Below are 14791 nucleotides of genomic sequence, written 5' to 3' on the forward strand. Positions count from 1 at the left end.
AGGCTTATTTTTATTCTATTTCTTTCAGTTTGAACACCATCCCCTGGCAGAATTTAAGGTTTTCTGCGGGCTGATTGTCGATGATCTCAAAGCTTTCGTGGGGGATCTGAGTTTTGTAGGACCAGACATAGGGGCCCTTACACCATCTTACCTCGATGGGGATGGCCTTTGCCTTTGCCTCCTGTGAGTAGATACAGTTACATGAACAGTCCTCGAACAGTCCCTTTTCCGTAATATAAAGGGTGCCGCCGTCTACGGTCTGGCGTTCCTCCTCGATGGCGCCATGAAAAACCGTCCGGTCGTCGGAGCAGCCAAAGACAATGACAAAGCCAAGTTCTCTGGCCTGTATGATTTCATCCTCTGTCATTTCCTTTTTATATTCTCTGCCGTCTAACAGTGCCGCAAAATCCTGAATTGTTTTCATACTTTCCCTCCTCAGATCGATTTCTTACTTTATATTATAGCGCAGATTTTCCCTGATGAAAAGCCGGGGATAAAAAAATCCGGACTGCCTTACGCAATCCGGGGGATATTCTATATTACATATCGAATTTTTTATGAATATGGATCATGGCTTCCTTGGCCCGTTCCTTATCAATGAGGCAGGAAATTTTGATTTCAGAGGTGCTGATGGTCTGGATATTGATGCCAAGCTCAAAGAGGGATTCAAAGAATTTGGAGGCAATCTCCGCATTGGCGACAATGCCAGTTCCCACAACGGACAGTTTGGCAACGCCCTTGTCAAAGGCAACCTTCTGGGCTTCGACCTCAAAGGCGAACTTCTGGGATACTTCTACGGCTTCCTGAAGCTCATCGGCGTCGACAGTGAATGAGATATCGTTGACCGCGGTGCGGTTGACATTCTGTACGATCATGTCGACATGAATATTGGCAGAGGCCAGCATACTGAAAAGCTTGAAGGCAATCCCCGGCTGGTCCGGTACTTCAAAAATTGATATTTTAGCGATATTTTCGTCTAACGCAATTCCTCTAACTAACACTTTTTCCATTTTAACATCCTCCTTGATAATCGTTCCTTCGTTATTATTATAGCTCGATCTCACGATGAGCGGCATTTTAAATTTTTCGGCAAGCTCCACAGAACGCGGGTGCAGAACACCTGCGCCAAGGCTGGCCATTTCAAGGACCTCCTGATAGGAGACCTCGTCCATTTTGGTGGCTGTAGGCACAACGCGCGGGTCGGCATTGTAGACCCCGTCCACATCCGTGTAAATTTCGCAGCATTTTGCCTCTAAAGCCGCTGCAATAGCTACTGCACTGGTATCAGAGCCGCCCCGGCCCAAGGTCGTGATATCGCGGTTTTCGTCCACTCCCTGAAAACCAGCCACAATGACAATTTTTTCATCGGCGAGCTCTCTCTCGATACGGGCCGTATCAATACCGCTGATACGGGCGCGCTTGTGCACATCCGATGTCTGGATGCCGCACTGAGCGCCTGTCAGGGACACCACATCATGGCCGATGGTCTGAATGGCCATAGCTAAAAGGGAAATGGATACCTGCTCACCTGTGGCCAGCAACACATCCATCTCGCGGCTCGGCGGATTCGGATTGATGGCCAGGGCCAGATCCACCAGCTCGTCGGTGGTCTTTCCCATGGCGGAAACAACCACGACAACCTTGTTGCCGGCATTTTTGGTCTCCACGATCCGCCTCGCGACTCGCTTAATTTTTTCAACCGTGCCGACGCTGGTGCCGCCGTACTTCTGCACAATTAAATCTTCCATACATACTCCTCTTTTACAATGTTCTCTTTATATTATTTATTCATAAATGCGCGCGTAGAAGCACTCGCTTTGTTTTTCCTTGATTTTGGCAACCATGGCGTCAAAGACATCTGCCTCCACCGGCTCTGTCATAAAGAAGACCCGGTTGTCGCTGACGATAATATTTTTGCGCGCGCAGACCTCATCCACAGCGTTTAAGGCGTGCTCGAAGGTCTCGTGGCTGTCAATGTCCACACGCAGGTAATACTTGCCCTTAAAGGCGCCCACACCTTTTTTATCCAGCTGTTTCCTGAAGACCAGCGGTTTCGGGAAATTGTTGTCTTTTATGCAATTGATGATGTAAAGGGCATCCCCCACCACAGCATTGGCGGTAGCGTCCTTGCCTGCGCCCTTGCCGTAAAACTGAAGCTCACCGATAATATCGCCCACAATGGAGATAATGTTAAATTCGGAATTGACATTACTCATGATGGAGGCTTCCTTGAACATAACCGGTTCCACTGTTGTGTAAACCTGGTTACCTTCTTTTAGTACGGAATGGCCCAGATACTTGATGATATAGCCGTAATCGCCGGCCATCTCGATATCCACTGCGCGTACATCAGACAGGCCGCGCTTGCGCACATCCTCATCCTTGATGATACCGCCGTAGGCCAGCGAGGATAAAATCGCCAGTTTTCTGGAAACATCATAGCCCTCAATATCGGCTGTCGGGTCTGCCTCTGCAAAGCCAATGCTCTGGGCCAGCTTCAGGGTATCTGCAAAATCAGCGCCTTCCTCGGTCATCTTGGACAGAATGAAATTGGTGGTCCCGTTGAGAATTCCCTTGATTTCATTGACGCGGTTAATCTTTAATTCTTCCTTTAAAGAGCCGATAATAGGAATCCCGCCGCCGACGCTGGCCTCATAGCGCAGAATAACATTGTTTTCCGCCGCGATGGTCAGCAGCTCTTCAAAATACTCTGATATAACGGCCTTGTTGGCGGTTACCACATGCTTGCCGCTCTGAAGCGCCCGCTTGATCAGGCCATACTCAAAATCCATACCGCCGAGAAGCGCAATGACAATCTCAATATCCGGATCGTCCATAATGTCATCCGGGTTGGTAACCACACGCGCCACCTTGTCTTCCTCAGCTACCTTCTTGTTGGGATCTTTATCCAGAATTTTGGTGATCACAACTTTTTCGTCCAGGTTCTTGGCGAACCGTCCCTTGTTTAAATTGATGAGCTCGTAAACACCGGTTCCGATAGTTCCAAACCCCAATAATCCAATATTCAAATGATTTTCACCTCTGTAAATGTATTCATGAAAAAAACACTTGTTTTTATTTCGAAAACATTTTATCATATATATTAAGGATATTCAATAAAAATTTTGGAGGAACTATGAAAGAAAAATATGTCAGCACACGCGGAGGCGAAGCAAACGTGTCCGCGTCAGAAGGAATTATCAAAGGAATCGCCAAGGATGGCGGCTTATTCGTCCCTTCATTCATCCATGACATAAAAATTGACCTGACAGCCTTGAAGGATGCAACCTACGGAGAGTTGGCTTTTGAGATTTTCAAATACTTTTTGGACGACTTCAGTGAAGAACAGATCAAAGACTGTGTCCACAATGCCTATTATACCGGAAAATTTGAGAATGAGGAACCCGTTTCCCTTAAAAAAGTAGATGATCGTTATTTTCTTGAGCTTTATCACGGCCCTACCTGTGCGTTCAAGGATATGGCCCTGACCATTCTCCCTTACCTGATGACAACAGCCATGAAAAACGCCGATATCAGCAAGGATATCGTTATACTGACCGCAACCTCCGGCGATACTGGAAAGGCGGCTCTCGAGGGCTTTGCCAAGGTGCCCCACATCAACATTGTAGTCTACTATCCAAAGGACGGCGTCAGCACCATCCAGGAAAAACAGATGCTGACCCAGGACGGCGACAACACCTGTGTCATCGGTGTGGCCGGCAATTTTGACGATACCCAGAACGGCGTCAAGGAAATTCTGAATAACAGCGGCCTGATCGAAGAGCTGCGCGGGCAGGGCTACGTTTTTTCCTCAGCCAACTCCATCAACATTGGCCGCCTGCTGCCTCAGATCGTGTACTATTTTTACAGCTATATACAGCTTTACAAAAAAGCGGTCATCGACCTTGGCGAAGCCGTCAACTTTGTGGTACCGACTGGTAACTTCGGAAACATTCTGGCTGGCTACTATGCCCGCGCCATTGGCCTGCCCGTCAGCCGGCTCATCTGCGCGTCCAATAAAAACAACATCCTGACCGACTTTTTTAACACTGGCAAATATGACCGCAACCGCGATTTTTATAAGACCATGTCCCCGTCCATGGATATTCTGATTTCCAGTAACCTGGAACGTCTGCTCTATGACATTACAGGCGGCAACAGCGAGATGATCGCAGGCCTGATGAGCCAGCTGAACGCAGACGGCACCTACGCACTGGACCGCGAGCTGCTCTTCCTTGGCGATGACCACCTTTTCTACGCTGGCTGCGCCAACGAGGAAGAAACCGCCGGAGCCATTAAGCACATGTTTGAGTACAACCACTACCTCATGGACCCGCACACCGCTGTTGCCAGCAAGGTCTACAGCGACTACCGCGCGGATACTGGCGATGTTGAGACCCCAACCATTATCCTGTCCACTGCCAGCCCTTACAAATTTGGCCGCAGTGTCTATGAGAGCATTTTCGGCGAAGTACCTGAGGGCATGGACGATTACGCAGTCCTCAAGGAGCTGGCCGCCCGGACCGAAACGGAAATCCCCGTTCCGCTGAGAGATCTGGATCAGAAAGAAAACCGTCACGACAAAGTCTGTACGCCGGAGGAAATGGCCGGCTGCATCACAGCATTTTTAGACAAATAGGAGAGTGAACCATTCATGATAAAAGTACGCGTACCCGCAACAACAGCCAATATCGGACCTGGCTTTGATGCCTTCGGTATGGCTTTTCAGTTATATAACATCTTCAGCTTTGAGGAAAGGGACAACGGCAAGCTTACCATCCGAGGCGTCGAACGGCGCTACCAGGGTAAATCCAACCTGGTCTACAAGGCCATGCTCAAGGTCTTTAACCGTGTCCACTACCGGCCAAAGGGCATTTACATTTACACCGACGTCAACATTCCTGTAAGCCGCGGTCTGGGCAGCTCTGCCGCCTGTATTGTCGGCGGCCTGGTGGGGGCCAATACTCTCTGCGGCGCTCCCCTGACGGGTAAGGAGCTCTTTGACATGGCCGTTGAAATGGAGGGCCACCCCGACAATGTAGCACCGGCCATGTTCGGCGGCCTGGTGGTTTCCCTTGGACTCAAGGAAGACAACCATTATATCAAGAAAGAGGTTTCACAGTGTTTTGAATTTTACGGCCTTATCCCGGACTTTACCCTGTCCACCATGGAGGCCCGCAAAGCGCTGCCGAAAAAAGTATTCCACAAGGATGCAGTGTTTAATGTGTCCCGCGCAACTATGACCTACCTCGCCCTGACTGAAGGGCGGCCGGATATCCTTAAGGTCAGCGTTGAGGACAAGCTGCACCAGCCCTACCGCGAAGGCCTCATCGCCCATTACGGTGAGGTTAGCAAAAAAGCCAGGGAGCTGGGCGCACTTAACACCTGTATCAGCGGCGCCGGTCCTACTATTCTGGCCATTACCACCAGAGACAATGACCAGTTTTATATGAAAATGGGTAAGTATTTAAAAGAAAAGCTGCCGGGATGGACCCTGCTCAAGCTGGAGCCGGACAACACAGGCGTTTGTACCGATCAGCACTCGTAAGGAGGAGCTTATGATACGTGATTATCTGATTGTCAGCAAGAAAATACTGCCGGAGTATTACAGCAAGGTGGTGGAAGCCCGTATTCTGCTGGAATCTTCCCAATGCAAGTCGGTCAGTGACGCGGTGAAGCGCGTCGGCATCAGCCGGAGCACCTACTACAAATACAAGGATTATATTTTTAAGCCTTCTGAGGATTTTGGACGAAAATTCACGATTTCCATGATCCTTGACGACGAACCCGGTATCCTGTCCAATGTGCTCAACATTCTGCGGGAGCACAAGACCAGCATCATCACCATCCACCAGGACATTCCCATCAACCACGCTGCCGTTGTCATCCTGACCCTGGATGGAAAGGACCTTCTGGGAAGCATTGAGGATCTTGTCGGTGACCTGGTGGTGCTGCGCGGTGTCCATAACGTTAATCTGGTGGCAATGGAATAGCCATGGAAATTCTGGAAGAAGTACTGAACACCATTGTCCAGTACGCGATCCTGTTCTTCGAGTACGTTGGCGTGGGCGTATTAATCTGGTCCGGCATCAAGGGTATCTGGGGTTATGTCCGCCGCAGGCCCTCCACCCGTCTGGATCTGGCTAAGGGTATGGCCATGGCGCTTGAGTTCAAGCTTGGCAGTGAAATTCTGCGGACTGTCATTGTCCGCCAGCCCAGCGAGCTTATCATTGTCGGCGGGATCATCCTGCTGCGCGCTGCCCTGACCGCTCTGATCCACTGGGAAATTAAAAACGAGGAATCGGAGGTCCGTAAGGACAATCTCATTCAGGAAAGCAAAGAAAACAGAGACACTCCCCAATAAACAAAAGCCTTTCAGGTCTGATTGATCCTGAAAGGCTTTTCTCATGCCCTGATGTTTCTGGCTTCTCAAAAATTGTACTGCCTTTCATAAAATTAAAGGAGCACACCACAGATGAAAGGAATCCAAAGCGCCAGCACAATGGCGAGAATCACCAGAATGGGAATACCTGCCCTGCCGATATCCGTCATACTGTAATAGCCCTTGGAATAGGTCATCATCGGGACTGCTGACAGAGGCAGGATCATGGTCCAGCTTGAAAAAATGCAGAGTGGAATGACCAGAACCGCCGCATTTATTCCCAGCGCCTCCGCCACAATGGTAACCGGCAGCGTGGTGGAGGTGATGACCGCCGGGGCATTGGGCAGCACCAGCTGCATAACATACATGAAAACAGCCAGCTGGAGAATGAGCAGGATAATGCTCGTTCCATTGTCTACCCTGAAGAAGGTGTCCGCCAGCCAGGAAGCCACCCCGTTTTCCAGAATCAGATTTCCGATACAGAGGACAGAGCCGATCATCAGAATAACATCCCAGCTCACCTCATCCTTGAAATCCCTCCAGTGCAAAATATCAATTCCAGGCAAAAACATAAACGCCAGACCGCAGATGGAAACCAGGGTGACATTGAGCGCCGGAATCCATGAGCTCAGAACCCAGAGAAGGATCATTACCACCAGAATGGCCACCACCATTTTTTCTTCCCTGCCTGGCTTGTCTAAGGTCTTAAGCTCCAGAATGAACTGCCTGATTTTATCTGGATGAACCGGCGCAGGTCTGAAAATTTTAATGATCAGCAGCCATGCCAGGGGCAGCATGATGAGGACTACTGGAATGCAGATCGCCATCCAGTCCACAAATCGCACAGTCACCCCTGCGTACTCTTCCAGCAGGCCAAGGGCTAAAATATTGTTGGAGCTGCCAGCTGGCGTGATAGTCCCGCCGATCATGCCCGCGATGGGCAGGGCGATCATGATGGCTCTGCCGGTGCACCTGCGCTCCTCCTCCGAATCGTAAAGCTCCAGAAAGCTGATGGCCAAGCCCATGAACATCACCGTTGCCGGTATGTTGGACATGATGGAGGAAATGAGCGCTGTAGCCAGCATCATGGCCAGAATAAACAGGTGAACCTTACTGCCCATCTTTTCCAGCAGAATGAGCAGAATGCGTTTGGCTGTGGGTACCTTGGAAATGGCCGCTGACAGACCAAAGGTCGCCAGCACGAAAAACAGGGTAGGGTTGGGAAAGGCCACCAGAAAATCCTTCATGGTTGCCAGTCCAAAAAACATTGGGAGTACCAGAACAAAGATACTCGAAATCCCAAGAGGCATGGCCTCTGTCACCCACAGAAGAATCGCAATAATAAGAAGCGCCAAGGTCTGCATACCAGACATTTCCAATCCCTGGGGAACTGGCAAAAATCGGTATCCGATAAAAACAGCGGCCGACAAAACAATTCCTGTTATACGCTTTTTCATTTTTTTGCCTTTCTGGTAAAAGCCCCAGCAAGCAGACACTGCCGGGACCCCTTCACTATCTAAATAATCTGAGAACCAGCGCGAATACCAGGTCCTCATATTTTTGGATATCGCTTGCCCTTTCAATATCTGAAAGATGATCGTGTTCTTTCAAATAATCATCCCATTTAACATAATTTTTGGTCTCAAAGCTTTGATTTTTATCGTCCATTTTTTGCTCCTTATCTGTAAACACCGTAATCACGGACAAAGTCGGTCAACACATGCAGGTTTTTAATGGTATTACCCTCCAGCGAGAACAGCCCCTTGTCGAATCCAAAGATATAGCCGCCGCCTGGTGCCAGGATGTCAATAAGTTCTTTGGCCTTGTCCTTAACCTCCTGCGCACTGCCGAACTGCAGCAGGGAGATTGGGAAAAAGCCTGTGATCACATGGCGGGTTCCGCTGAGCTTTTCCTTTACCAGCTTTGGATCGCCATATTCAAACTGCATTTTCACCGACCCGTTAAAGGTTTTGAGATAGTCCATATGGCGCATCCAGTTATCCTCCACGAACAGGTCAACACCGGCTCCTGGCGCTACCAGACCATCCATCAGCTTTTTAAAGGAAGGCCAGTAGAATTTTTCAAACTGCTTTTCGTTGATAAAGCTGCCCATGTGCAGCGGGATCATCACCCGGTAATCCGGCGGCAGCCTGTCCGGGTTCGGGACCCCTTCCCTCAGCATCAGGGGTACCAACGCGTCGCAGGCCTGCACAACCTTGTCCGGGTACCTTCGCATATCCTTTGATATCCCTGTGAAGGACCTGAGAAAATCTGCCAGATAATCGAAGGGGGCTGTGGAGCGGCCGCCAGGCGCGGCTGGATAGCCGTATTTTGCAGCAATCTTGCCCATCATCTGCCCGATGACGGCAAACTGGTCGGCGTTGGCCTTGACCGCCTGTGCCAGAACCATGGCCCGCCGTCCGGGCGTGGTATCCAGCGCCGGGTATAGCCTCGGCATCAGTGTTTCCGACATATAAAAGAAAGGGTCCTCAATAAAAGCATCGTACTCCTCAGGCTCCAGCGAGTGCACCTCTGGGTGCTGCATGACGCCTGTGGCCCCCATGATAATGGATTTCGCCTCCAGTATCTGGTATAGAATCGGTAACCGTATGGCTCCAGGCCCCAGCGGTATATCGGAATAAAAGTCGTTATTGACCCGGTCAAAGATATCATACCAGGTTTCTGGTTCCCAATAGATGTTGCGGAGATTCTTCCCCTTTTCCACAATGCCCTGATCAATGGCATAGGAAACCGACGCTTCAAAGGCAAAGGATAAATGTATGGGCACCCTTTTAGGCACCTTGCCTGAATATACTGCCTTTAAATCCGCTTGTCTTTCCTGTTTTAATTGATTCGCATCCAACTGTCTTTCCTCCATTTCCCTTTTGCTTCATTAAATTCCGTCATTCTGACGGTTAACTTCCATAATTTCCCGGACACGCTTTTCTGTCAGCTTGTAGAAAAGCATACATACGAAGCCGACAGCCAGTACTGCGGCCGGCGCCAGTGTGATGGCACTGAATATTCCTGAAACCACCTGCGGGGTTACCGCAGCCTCCGCCGAATAACCGACAGCGGCTAAAAGATAGCCCGAAAATCCGCCTGCGATCAGGACACCGATTTTGATGGGCAGTGTGTAAAGCGACATGATAAAAGCGCGCCCTTCCCTACCGATTTTAAATTTTCCATATTCGACGCAGTCCGCAAACATGGCAGGGCCAGGTGTCGCGATAAAGGTAAAGAAGAACCAGCCGATAACCATGATTACCATAAAGGTGATATCACTCTGACCGCCAAACAGCCGGGCGCATACCAGCGCGATGGCTGGCGCGGCAAAGCCGATGAGATAGGTGTTTTTCTTCCCCAGCTTTTTTACAATGAACTGGCCGGCAATCAATGAGCCCACAAAACCCGCAATGCTGATCGCAGTCGAAAAGACTGGCTGAAATTCCAGATTATTGACAACCACCCTGAAATAATAGACTGCCATGCTCAGCACCAGGGTATTACACACTGTTTTACAGGTTTCCGCTACCAGCATGAGCATAAGCGGCGGATTCTTAAAAACCTGCTCAGCCATCTCTTTGGCCGACAGTTTTTTCCTGACTGCCACCGATTTTTCCTCTGGCTTGTCATATTCCCTGGAGACCTTAAACAGCCCCATCTGAGGAATCAGGTATACGATCTGGAAAATAACGACCGCTGCCAGAAAACCAAAAGAGGTTGCATCCTTAGTTTCGCCGGAAAACCACAGTACCAGCGGCATAAAGGTTGAATTGAGCACAATGCCTGCCACTGCCGCGAACTGAGCCTTTCTGGCAGACAGCATCGCCCGGTCCTCAGGCGTTGCCCCCAGAGCGTTGAGCAGTGCCAGCTGCGCAGTCCGCCCAAAATTAAACAATGCAAAGAATACAATATAGCAGACTGCCGATATCCAGAGCTGGACGGTCTGTGTTCCGCCAGCGCTGGAATATTGTAAAATACCAATGACCGCCGCCAAGGGGCACATCAGCAGCAGCCAGGAACGGTATTTCCCCCATCTCGGGTTCATCCGCTCCTCCACAACGCCGGACAGCAGCAGGGTACCAATGTCAAAAGCTCTGGTAAAAATCAGGATTGTCCCCATTACAGCCGGTGCAACCATCAAAACATTCGTGATAAAGTATGAGTAATAGCTTGTCGATAGGCTTGCTACCATTAAAGCCGTCAGTTCTGATAAACCAAATATCGTTACGATAAACTGAGAAACTCTGGGTTTAATTTTTTCAGCCATTTTTCTCTCCCTTTCATAGTAAAAATCTTAATTATTACAATATTATTTAAGATTTTTATGTCTAAACACATGTTAATGCCAATACCATCTGGACAGTATGCTTTTTATTTTTTCCGGAAAACATTTACATAAGCATCTTGTAATTGAATTATAATTTCTTTAACCTGAAAAGTCAAGTTTTTCCGGTTAATTTATCGGAAAATTTAAGATTTTCAGGTTTTACTATGTTTTGTAAATATTTAAAGTATTTTTATTTTTTGTCTAAGGATTATCTGCTATAATATTGCATATCACCACAATATTCAAAACGCACTAAAGGAGCAAAATGACAATGGCAGAGAAGAAGAAAAACGGCAGCACCCGTGAAAAGATTATCGAAAATGCCAAAAAGCATTTTTACTGTGACGGTTACAGTAAAACCAGAATGCAGGACATAGCAGATGATACAGGGATTGCTCTCGGCTCATTATCCTACCATTTCAAAAAAAAGGAAGCGATTGTCTCATCTATTCTGAAAATCTTTCTTGAACGGCTCTATAAGCATACGCTGGAAAATACCGACAAACCCTTAAATGCCCTGGAGCTTCACTTCTATGCCAGCATCCCATACTATGAAAACCTGCTGACCGAGGAAAACACAAAGCGGTTTTATTATGAATTCACCCAGGCCCAGTCTGTCCATTCGACCAACTACGGCGGCAGCGAGCTGGCCGATTTTATCACAGAGGTTTACCATCAGTCACTCAAGGACTACCATATTTTTGTGGACGACACCTATGCCAACATGGCGCAGAAGTTTGGCTATGGCGGCCGGGTACAGATGGTCATCGACTATGTGGAGGGTGCCCTGGGCACAGTGAACATCGCAGAGATGGCCAATTTCCTGAGCTCCTCCCGGGAGATGCTCCTGGGGGTGCCCAAGGCAGAGCTTGACCGCATCGGGCAGGAGGCCATCGCGTTTAACCGAGAGGTTGATTTTTCAAGTATCATGCCTTTAACATAAACACAAAAAGAGCGTGTTCCCCATCAAATGGAGAATACGCCCTTTTTGCATGGTATTGTATTAAATTTTTTCAATGCTGTCAATGGTCGCCCCGCCCAGGCATACCTGGCCGTCGTAGAGGACAACCTCCTGACCTGGTGTGACTGCCTTCTGGTCTTTGTCGAAATCGACATGCAGGCCGCCATCGTCCCGCACCGTGACATGGACGTCCTGATCAGGCTGGCGGTAACGGAACTTGGCCGTACAGGCAAACTCACGGGCCGGTGCTTCGCCGGCTACCCAACTGGTATCTGTGGCTTCCAGCGATCTGGAATACAGCGCCGGATGCTTTTCACCCTGAACCACGTAAAGCACATTGTCCTTCAGGTCCTTTTCCACCACAAACCAGGGCTCGCCTGTACCCTGTCCGCCAATACCCAGGCCGCGGCGCTGGCCCAATGTATAGTACATAAGGCCCTCGTGCTTACCCTTGATATTGCCGTCGAGGTCCCGGATTTCTCCAGGCTGGGCAGGCAGATACTGGCTCAGGAATTTGGTGAAGTTGCGCTCCCCGATAAAGCAGATTCCCGTGCTGTCCTTTTTGTCCGCGGTGATGAGATGATTCTTTTCTGCAATCTCGCGGACCTCCTTTTTGTCGAGGTGTCCGATGGGGAACATGACATTTTCAAGCTGATGCTGGCCAAGCTGGCAGAGGAAATAGGTCTGATCCTTGTTGTGGTCAAAGGCGCGGATCAGCCTGAATTTACCTTCATGCACATCTTTCTGGGCATAGTGGCCGGTCGCGAGCACATCGCCGCCGACCACCCCCAAAGCGTAATCTAAAAATCGTTTGAACTTAATTTCCTTGTTGCACAGAACATCGGGATTTGGAGTACGGCCTTTTTTGTATTCATCGAGAAAATAGGCAAAAACATGGTCGTAGTATTCCCGGGTAAAGTTAACCGTGTAATAGGGAATATCAATGGTCTCACACACACGCTGGACATCTTCGTAATCCTCGGTGGCGGTGCAGACTCCGTTCTCGTCTTTTTCCTCCCAGTTTTTCATAAAAACGCCAATGACGTCATACCCTTGCTGCTTTAAAAGCAGGGCCGCGACGGAAGAGTCTACCCCGCCGGACATACCTACTACTATTTTCATTTTTATCCTCCTCCCAGTGCGGTCAGGCTGGCGAACGTCTTATTTGATGGCGGCGGCCATGGCATCTGCCAATGCCTTGAGCTTCGCTTCGTCTTCTGCGTCTGCCAGGCCCTGTACATTGACCATGTCGCCAACCACATCGGCCTTTGCCTTTTCTATGAATGCGCTAAAATAACGGTCTGCCCCGTTGCTCCAGCTAAAGTCTGTAAAGAAACCCACCTTGTGGTTCTTTACGCCAATTTCTTCCACCTTGTATAACAGGTTGGCCATTTTAGGGAAAATGCGGCCGTAATAAGCCGGTGCGCCCAGAATCAGGCCTTTGTATTTCCACATATCGCTGACAATGTAGGAAATATCGGTTTTGGAAACATCGAATAATTTAACAGTCTTCACGCCAGCGTCCTTCAGGTAGCCTGCCAGCAGCTCTGCGGAGTGCAGCGTATTACCGTACATGGTGCCATAGGCGATAACGACGCCTTCCTCGGTTTCGTAGCGGCTCATACGGTCGTAGAAATCCACAATATAGCCCGGATTGCTTCTCCAGATGAGGCCATGGGACGGGCAGATGGTCTGAATGTCCAGTGGTCCCAGCTTCTGCAGCGCTTTCTGAGCCTGCCCGCTGACCTTGCCCACAATACAGGCGTAGTAGCGTCTGGTGTTATCCTCGTAAGAGGCCACATCATTTTCATCGTCAAAAATACTGCCGTCGGTGCTGCCAAAGCTGCCGAACACGTCCATTGAGAACAGAACCTTGTCGGTTGCGTCGTAAGTGACCATGGATTCCGGCCAGTGAACCATTGGCGTCATGTAGAACTGCAGCTCATGATGGCCCAGATCCAGGGTATCGCCGTCAGCGACTTCCAGGATGTTTTTATCAATATTGTAGAAGTTCTTCATGATCGGGAATGTTTTTTTATTGCCGATGATCTGCATATCCGGATAAACGGCCAGCAGATCCGCAATGGAACTGGAGTGGTCCGGTTCCATATGGTTAACGATGAGGTAATCGACCTTCTTGTCACCGATGATGGATTTGATCTTTTCGATATATTCGCCCTGTTTAAAGGATTTTACCGTATCCACAACAGCGACCTTGTCGTCGTTGATGATATAGGCGTTATAGGCCACGCCGTCCTGATCGATGGGCCACATGCCCTCAAACAGGTAGGTTTCATGGTCGTTGACGCCGACCCAGTAAATGTCGTTTTTAATTTGTACTGTTTTCACTTAATTTTTCTCCTTTGCACTTTAATTCTTATAATTTCATCTTACCCTGATGTCTTAAAGATACACAGTTGTTAGGATAAGTTTAACCTTATTTCTATATGGTTTCAAGGGTAAAAAAGAGATACAACCTTTTCAATTAATGCACATCGTAATCTTTGAAGCCTTCATTCAGTTTTTTCAGCTCCTTATAGCTCTTTTTCATACCAAAAGACTGGATGATAAAGAAAAACCCAAGAATCCCCAGCACAATTCCAAGGAAGACAATGAAGAACACTGCCTGCCCAACAGGGTTAATAAATGTAAAAATACCAAAAATGATCAGGAGCACGCCGAGCACAATTTTTACAATCCGGCCCATGCCCAGAGAGCTTCCGCCCATGACCAGCAGCACAATGCCGGTGATGATGGCCCAGATGCCCACAAGCACGACAAAGAAGGATATGATAGTGGCGGGCCAGAGCAAAAAGGCCGCCCCCACTAAAATATCGACAATGCCACGCCCAAAACTGAAGCCGTTGCTGGCGCCGTACTCTACCCGGTTGGCAATGCCGACAATCAGGTAAAAAACTCCCATGGCCACACGGTAGATACCAATGACCATCACGAGGAAAGACAAGGTTACATCAGGCACAAAGAGGGTCATCCCACAGATGACCACCAGACAGATACCCTCCAGGAGCATCATCCACCACTTGCCATAGGCGCGGTCCAGAAGCTCGATGCCCTTCACTCTCATGTTTTCTTTATTCACGCTGTTTCCTTTCCG

The 14791-nt window shown here is 49.0% G+C and carries 15 protein-coding genes; 5 read left to right on the forward strand and 10 right to left on the reverse strand.

Annotation, left to right across the window (positions count from 1 at the left end; translation table 11 throughout):
* Positions 1 to 10 precede the first annotated feature (10 nt).
* From CPZ25_RS07835 to CPZ25_RS07845, 3 genes are all read right to left on the reverse strand, one after another.
* Complete coding sequence (locus CPZ25_RS07835) at positions 11 to 424, reverse strand: hypothetical protein (protein WP_058693800.1); 414 nt, start codon at positions 422 to 424, stop codon at positions 11 to 13.
* Between the two features lie 115 nt (positions 425 to 539).
* On the reverse strand, positions 540 to 1748 hold the full coding sequence (locus tag CPZ25_RS07840) for an aspartate kinase (protein WP_013381440.1): 1209 nt from the start codon (positions 1746 to 1748) through the stop codon (positions 540 to 542).
* Positions 1749 to 1784: 36 nt separating this feature from the next.
* The gene (locus CPZ25_RS07845) at positions 1785 to 3029 is read right to left on the reverse strand and encodes a homoserine dehydrogenase (protein ID WP_058693799.1); all 1245 of its coding nucleotides are present in this window, start codon (positions 3027 to 3029) and stop codon (positions 1785 to 1787) included.
* Between the two features lie 107 nt (positions 3030 to 3136).
* On the opposite strand from CPZ25_RS07845, the gene thrC reads away from it, so the two are divergent.
* Genes thrC through CPZ25_RS07865 form a run of 4 tightly spaced genes read left to right on the forward strand, consistent with a single transcriptional unit; the run spans position 3137 to position 6364 of the window.
* The gene (gene thrC / locus CPZ25_RS07850; protein WP_096920426.1) at positions 3137 to 4639 is read left to right on the forward strand and encodes a threonine synthase; all 1503 of its coding nucleotides are present in this window, start codon (positions 3137 to 3139) and stop codon (positions 4637 to 4639) included.
* A 15-nt stretch (positions 4640 to 4654) separates the two neighbouring features.
* The gene (gene thrB / locus CPZ25_RS07855) at positions 4655 to 5548 is read left to right on the forward strand and encodes a homoserine kinase (RefSeq protein WP_058693797.1); all 894 of its coding nucleotides are present in this window, start codon (positions 4655 to 4657) and stop codon (positions 5546 to 5548) included.
* Between the two features lie 10 nt (positions 5549 to 5558).
* Positions 5559 to 5993: an ACT domain-containing protein gene (locus tag CPZ25_RS07860; RefSeq protein ID WP_013381444.1), complete on the forward strand. Its 435-nt coding sequence runs from the start codon at positions 5559 to 5561 to the stop codon at positions 5991 to 5993.
* 2 nt (positions 5994 to 5995) lie between these two features.
* Positions 5996 to 6364 carry a DUF1622 domain-containing protein gene (locus tag CPZ25_RS07865; protein ID WP_058693795.1) on the forward strand — a complete coding sequence of 123 codons (369 nt, stop codon included), beginning with the start codon at positions 5996 to 5998 and terminating at the stop codon, positions 6362 to 6364.
* A 92-nt stretch (positions 6365 to 6456) separates the two neighbouring features.
* Here the strand turns inward: CPZ25_RS07865 and CPZ25_RS07870 are convergent, their stop codons facing one another.
* From CPZ25_RS07870 to CPZ25_RS07880, 4 genes are read right to left on the reverse strand one after another with little or no spacing between them, the layout of a single operon-like run.
* The gene (locus CPZ25_RS07870; RefSeq protein WP_058696343.1) at positions 6457 to 7839 is read right to left on the reverse strand and encodes an SLC13 family permease; all 1383 of its coding nucleotides are present in this window, start codon (positions 7837 to 7839) and stop codon (positions 6457 to 6459) included.
* A 55-nt stretch (positions 7840 to 7894) separates the two neighbouring features.
* A complete protein-coding gene (locus tag CPZ25_RS20405; protein WP_167495189.1) occupies positions 7895 to 8050 on the reverse strand; it encodes a hypothetical protein in 156 nt (51 codons plus the stop codon).
* 10 nt (positions 8051 to 8060) lie between these two features.
* Positions 8061 to 9245 (reverse strand): uroporphyrinogen decarboxylase family protein, encoded by a 1185-nt coding sequence (locus CPZ25_RS07875; protein ID WP_243129364.1) that lies wholly within the window; start codon positions 9243 to 9245, stop codon positions 8061 to 8063.
* 30 nt (positions 9246 to 9275) lie between these two features.
* Positions 9276 to 10655 (reverse strand): MFS transporter, encoded by a 1380-nt coding sequence (locus tag CPZ25_RS07880; RefSeq protein WP_096920423.1) that lies wholly within the window; start codon positions 10653 to 10655, stop codon positions 9276 to 9278.
* Between the two features lie 331 nt (positions 10656 to 10986).
* On the opposite strand from CPZ25_RS07880, the gene CPZ25_RS07885 reads away from it, so the two are divergent.
* On the forward strand, positions 10987 to 11658 hold the full coding sequence (locus tag CPZ25_RS07885) for a TetR/AcrR family transcriptional regulator (protein ID WP_058693792.1): 672 nt from the start codon (positions 10987 to 10989) through the stop codon (positions 11656 to 11658).
* A 60-nt stretch (positions 11659 to 11718) separates the two neighbouring features.
* Here the strand turns inward: CPZ25_RS07885 and mnmA are convergent, their stop codons facing one another.
* The 3 genes from mnmA to CPZ25_RS07900 form a co-directional block, all read right to left on the reverse strand.
* Complete coding sequence (gene mnmA / locus CPZ25_RS07890) at positions 11719 to 12798, reverse strand: tRNA 2-thiouridine(34) synthase MnmA (protein WP_096920422.1); 1080 nt, start codon at positions 12796 to 12798, stop codon at positions 11719 to 11721.
* Between the two features lie 39 nt (positions 12799 to 12837).
* A complete protein-coding gene (locus CPZ25_RS07895) occupies positions 12838 to 14025 on the reverse strand; it encodes an FprA family A-type flavoprotein (protein WP_096920421.1) in 1188 nt (395 codons plus the stop codon).
* A gap of 136 nt (positions 14026 to 14161) precedes the next feature.
* Positions 14162 to 14776: an HdeD family acid-resistance protein gene (locus CPZ25_RS07900; RefSeq protein ID WP_096920420.1), complete on the reverse strand. Its 615-nt coding sequence runs from the start codon at positions 14774 to 14776 to the stop codon at positions 14162 to 14164.
* Positions 14777 to 14791: the final 15 nt, after the last annotated feature.

Source organism: Eubacterium maltosivorans (assembly GCF_002441855.2).
Taxonomy (GTDB): Bacteria; Bacillota; Clostridia; order Eubacteriales; family Eubacteriaceae; genus Eubacterium; species Eubacterium maltosivorans.

Bases quoted from the DNA above. Each gene is read 5' to 3' on its own strand.
- CPZ25_RS07835 (WP_058693800.1), bottom strand. From the start codon at position 424: ATGAAAACAATTCAGGATTTTGCGGCACTGTTAGACGGCAGAGAATAT.
- CPZ25_RS07840 (WP_013381440.1), bottom strand. From the start codon at position 1,748: ATGGAAGATTTAATTGTGCAGAAGTACGGCGGCACCAGCGTCGGCACG.
- thrC (WP_096920426.1), top strand. From the start codon at position 3,137: ATGAAAGAAAAATATGTCAGCACACGCGGAGGCGAAGCAAACGTGTCC.
- thrB (WP_058693797.1), top strand. From the start codon at position 4,655: ATGATAAAAGTACGCGTACCCGCAACAACAGCCAATATCGGACCTGGC.
- CPZ25_RS07860 (WP_013381444.1), top strand. From the start codon at position 5,559: ATGATACGTGATTATCTGATTGTCAGCAAGAAAATACTGCCGGAGTAT.
- CPZ25_RS07865 (WP_058693795.1), top strand. From the start codon at position 5,996: ATGGAAATTCTGGAAGAAGTACTGAACACCATTGTCCAGTACGCGATC.
- CPZ25_RS07870 (WP_058696343.1), bottom strand. From the start codon at position 7,839: ATGAAAAAGCGTATAACAGGAATTGTTTTGTCGGCCGCTGTTTTTATC.
- CPZ25_RS20405 (WP_167495189.1), bottom strand. From the start codon at position 8,050: ATGGACGATAAAAATCAAAGCTTTGAGACCAAAAATTATGTTAAATGG.
- CPZ25_RS07880 (WP_096920423.1), bottom strand. From the start codon at position 10,655: ATGGCTGAAAAAATTAAACCCAGAGTTTCTCAGTTTATCGTAACGATA.
- CPZ25_RS07885 (WP_058693792.1), top strand. From the start codon at position 10,987: ATGGCAGAGAAGAAGAAAAACGGCAGCACCCGTGAAAAGATTATCGAA.
- mnmA (WP_096920422.1), bottom strand. From the start codon at position 12,798: ATGAAAATAGTAGTAGGTATGTCCGGCGGGGTAGACTCTTCCGTCGCG.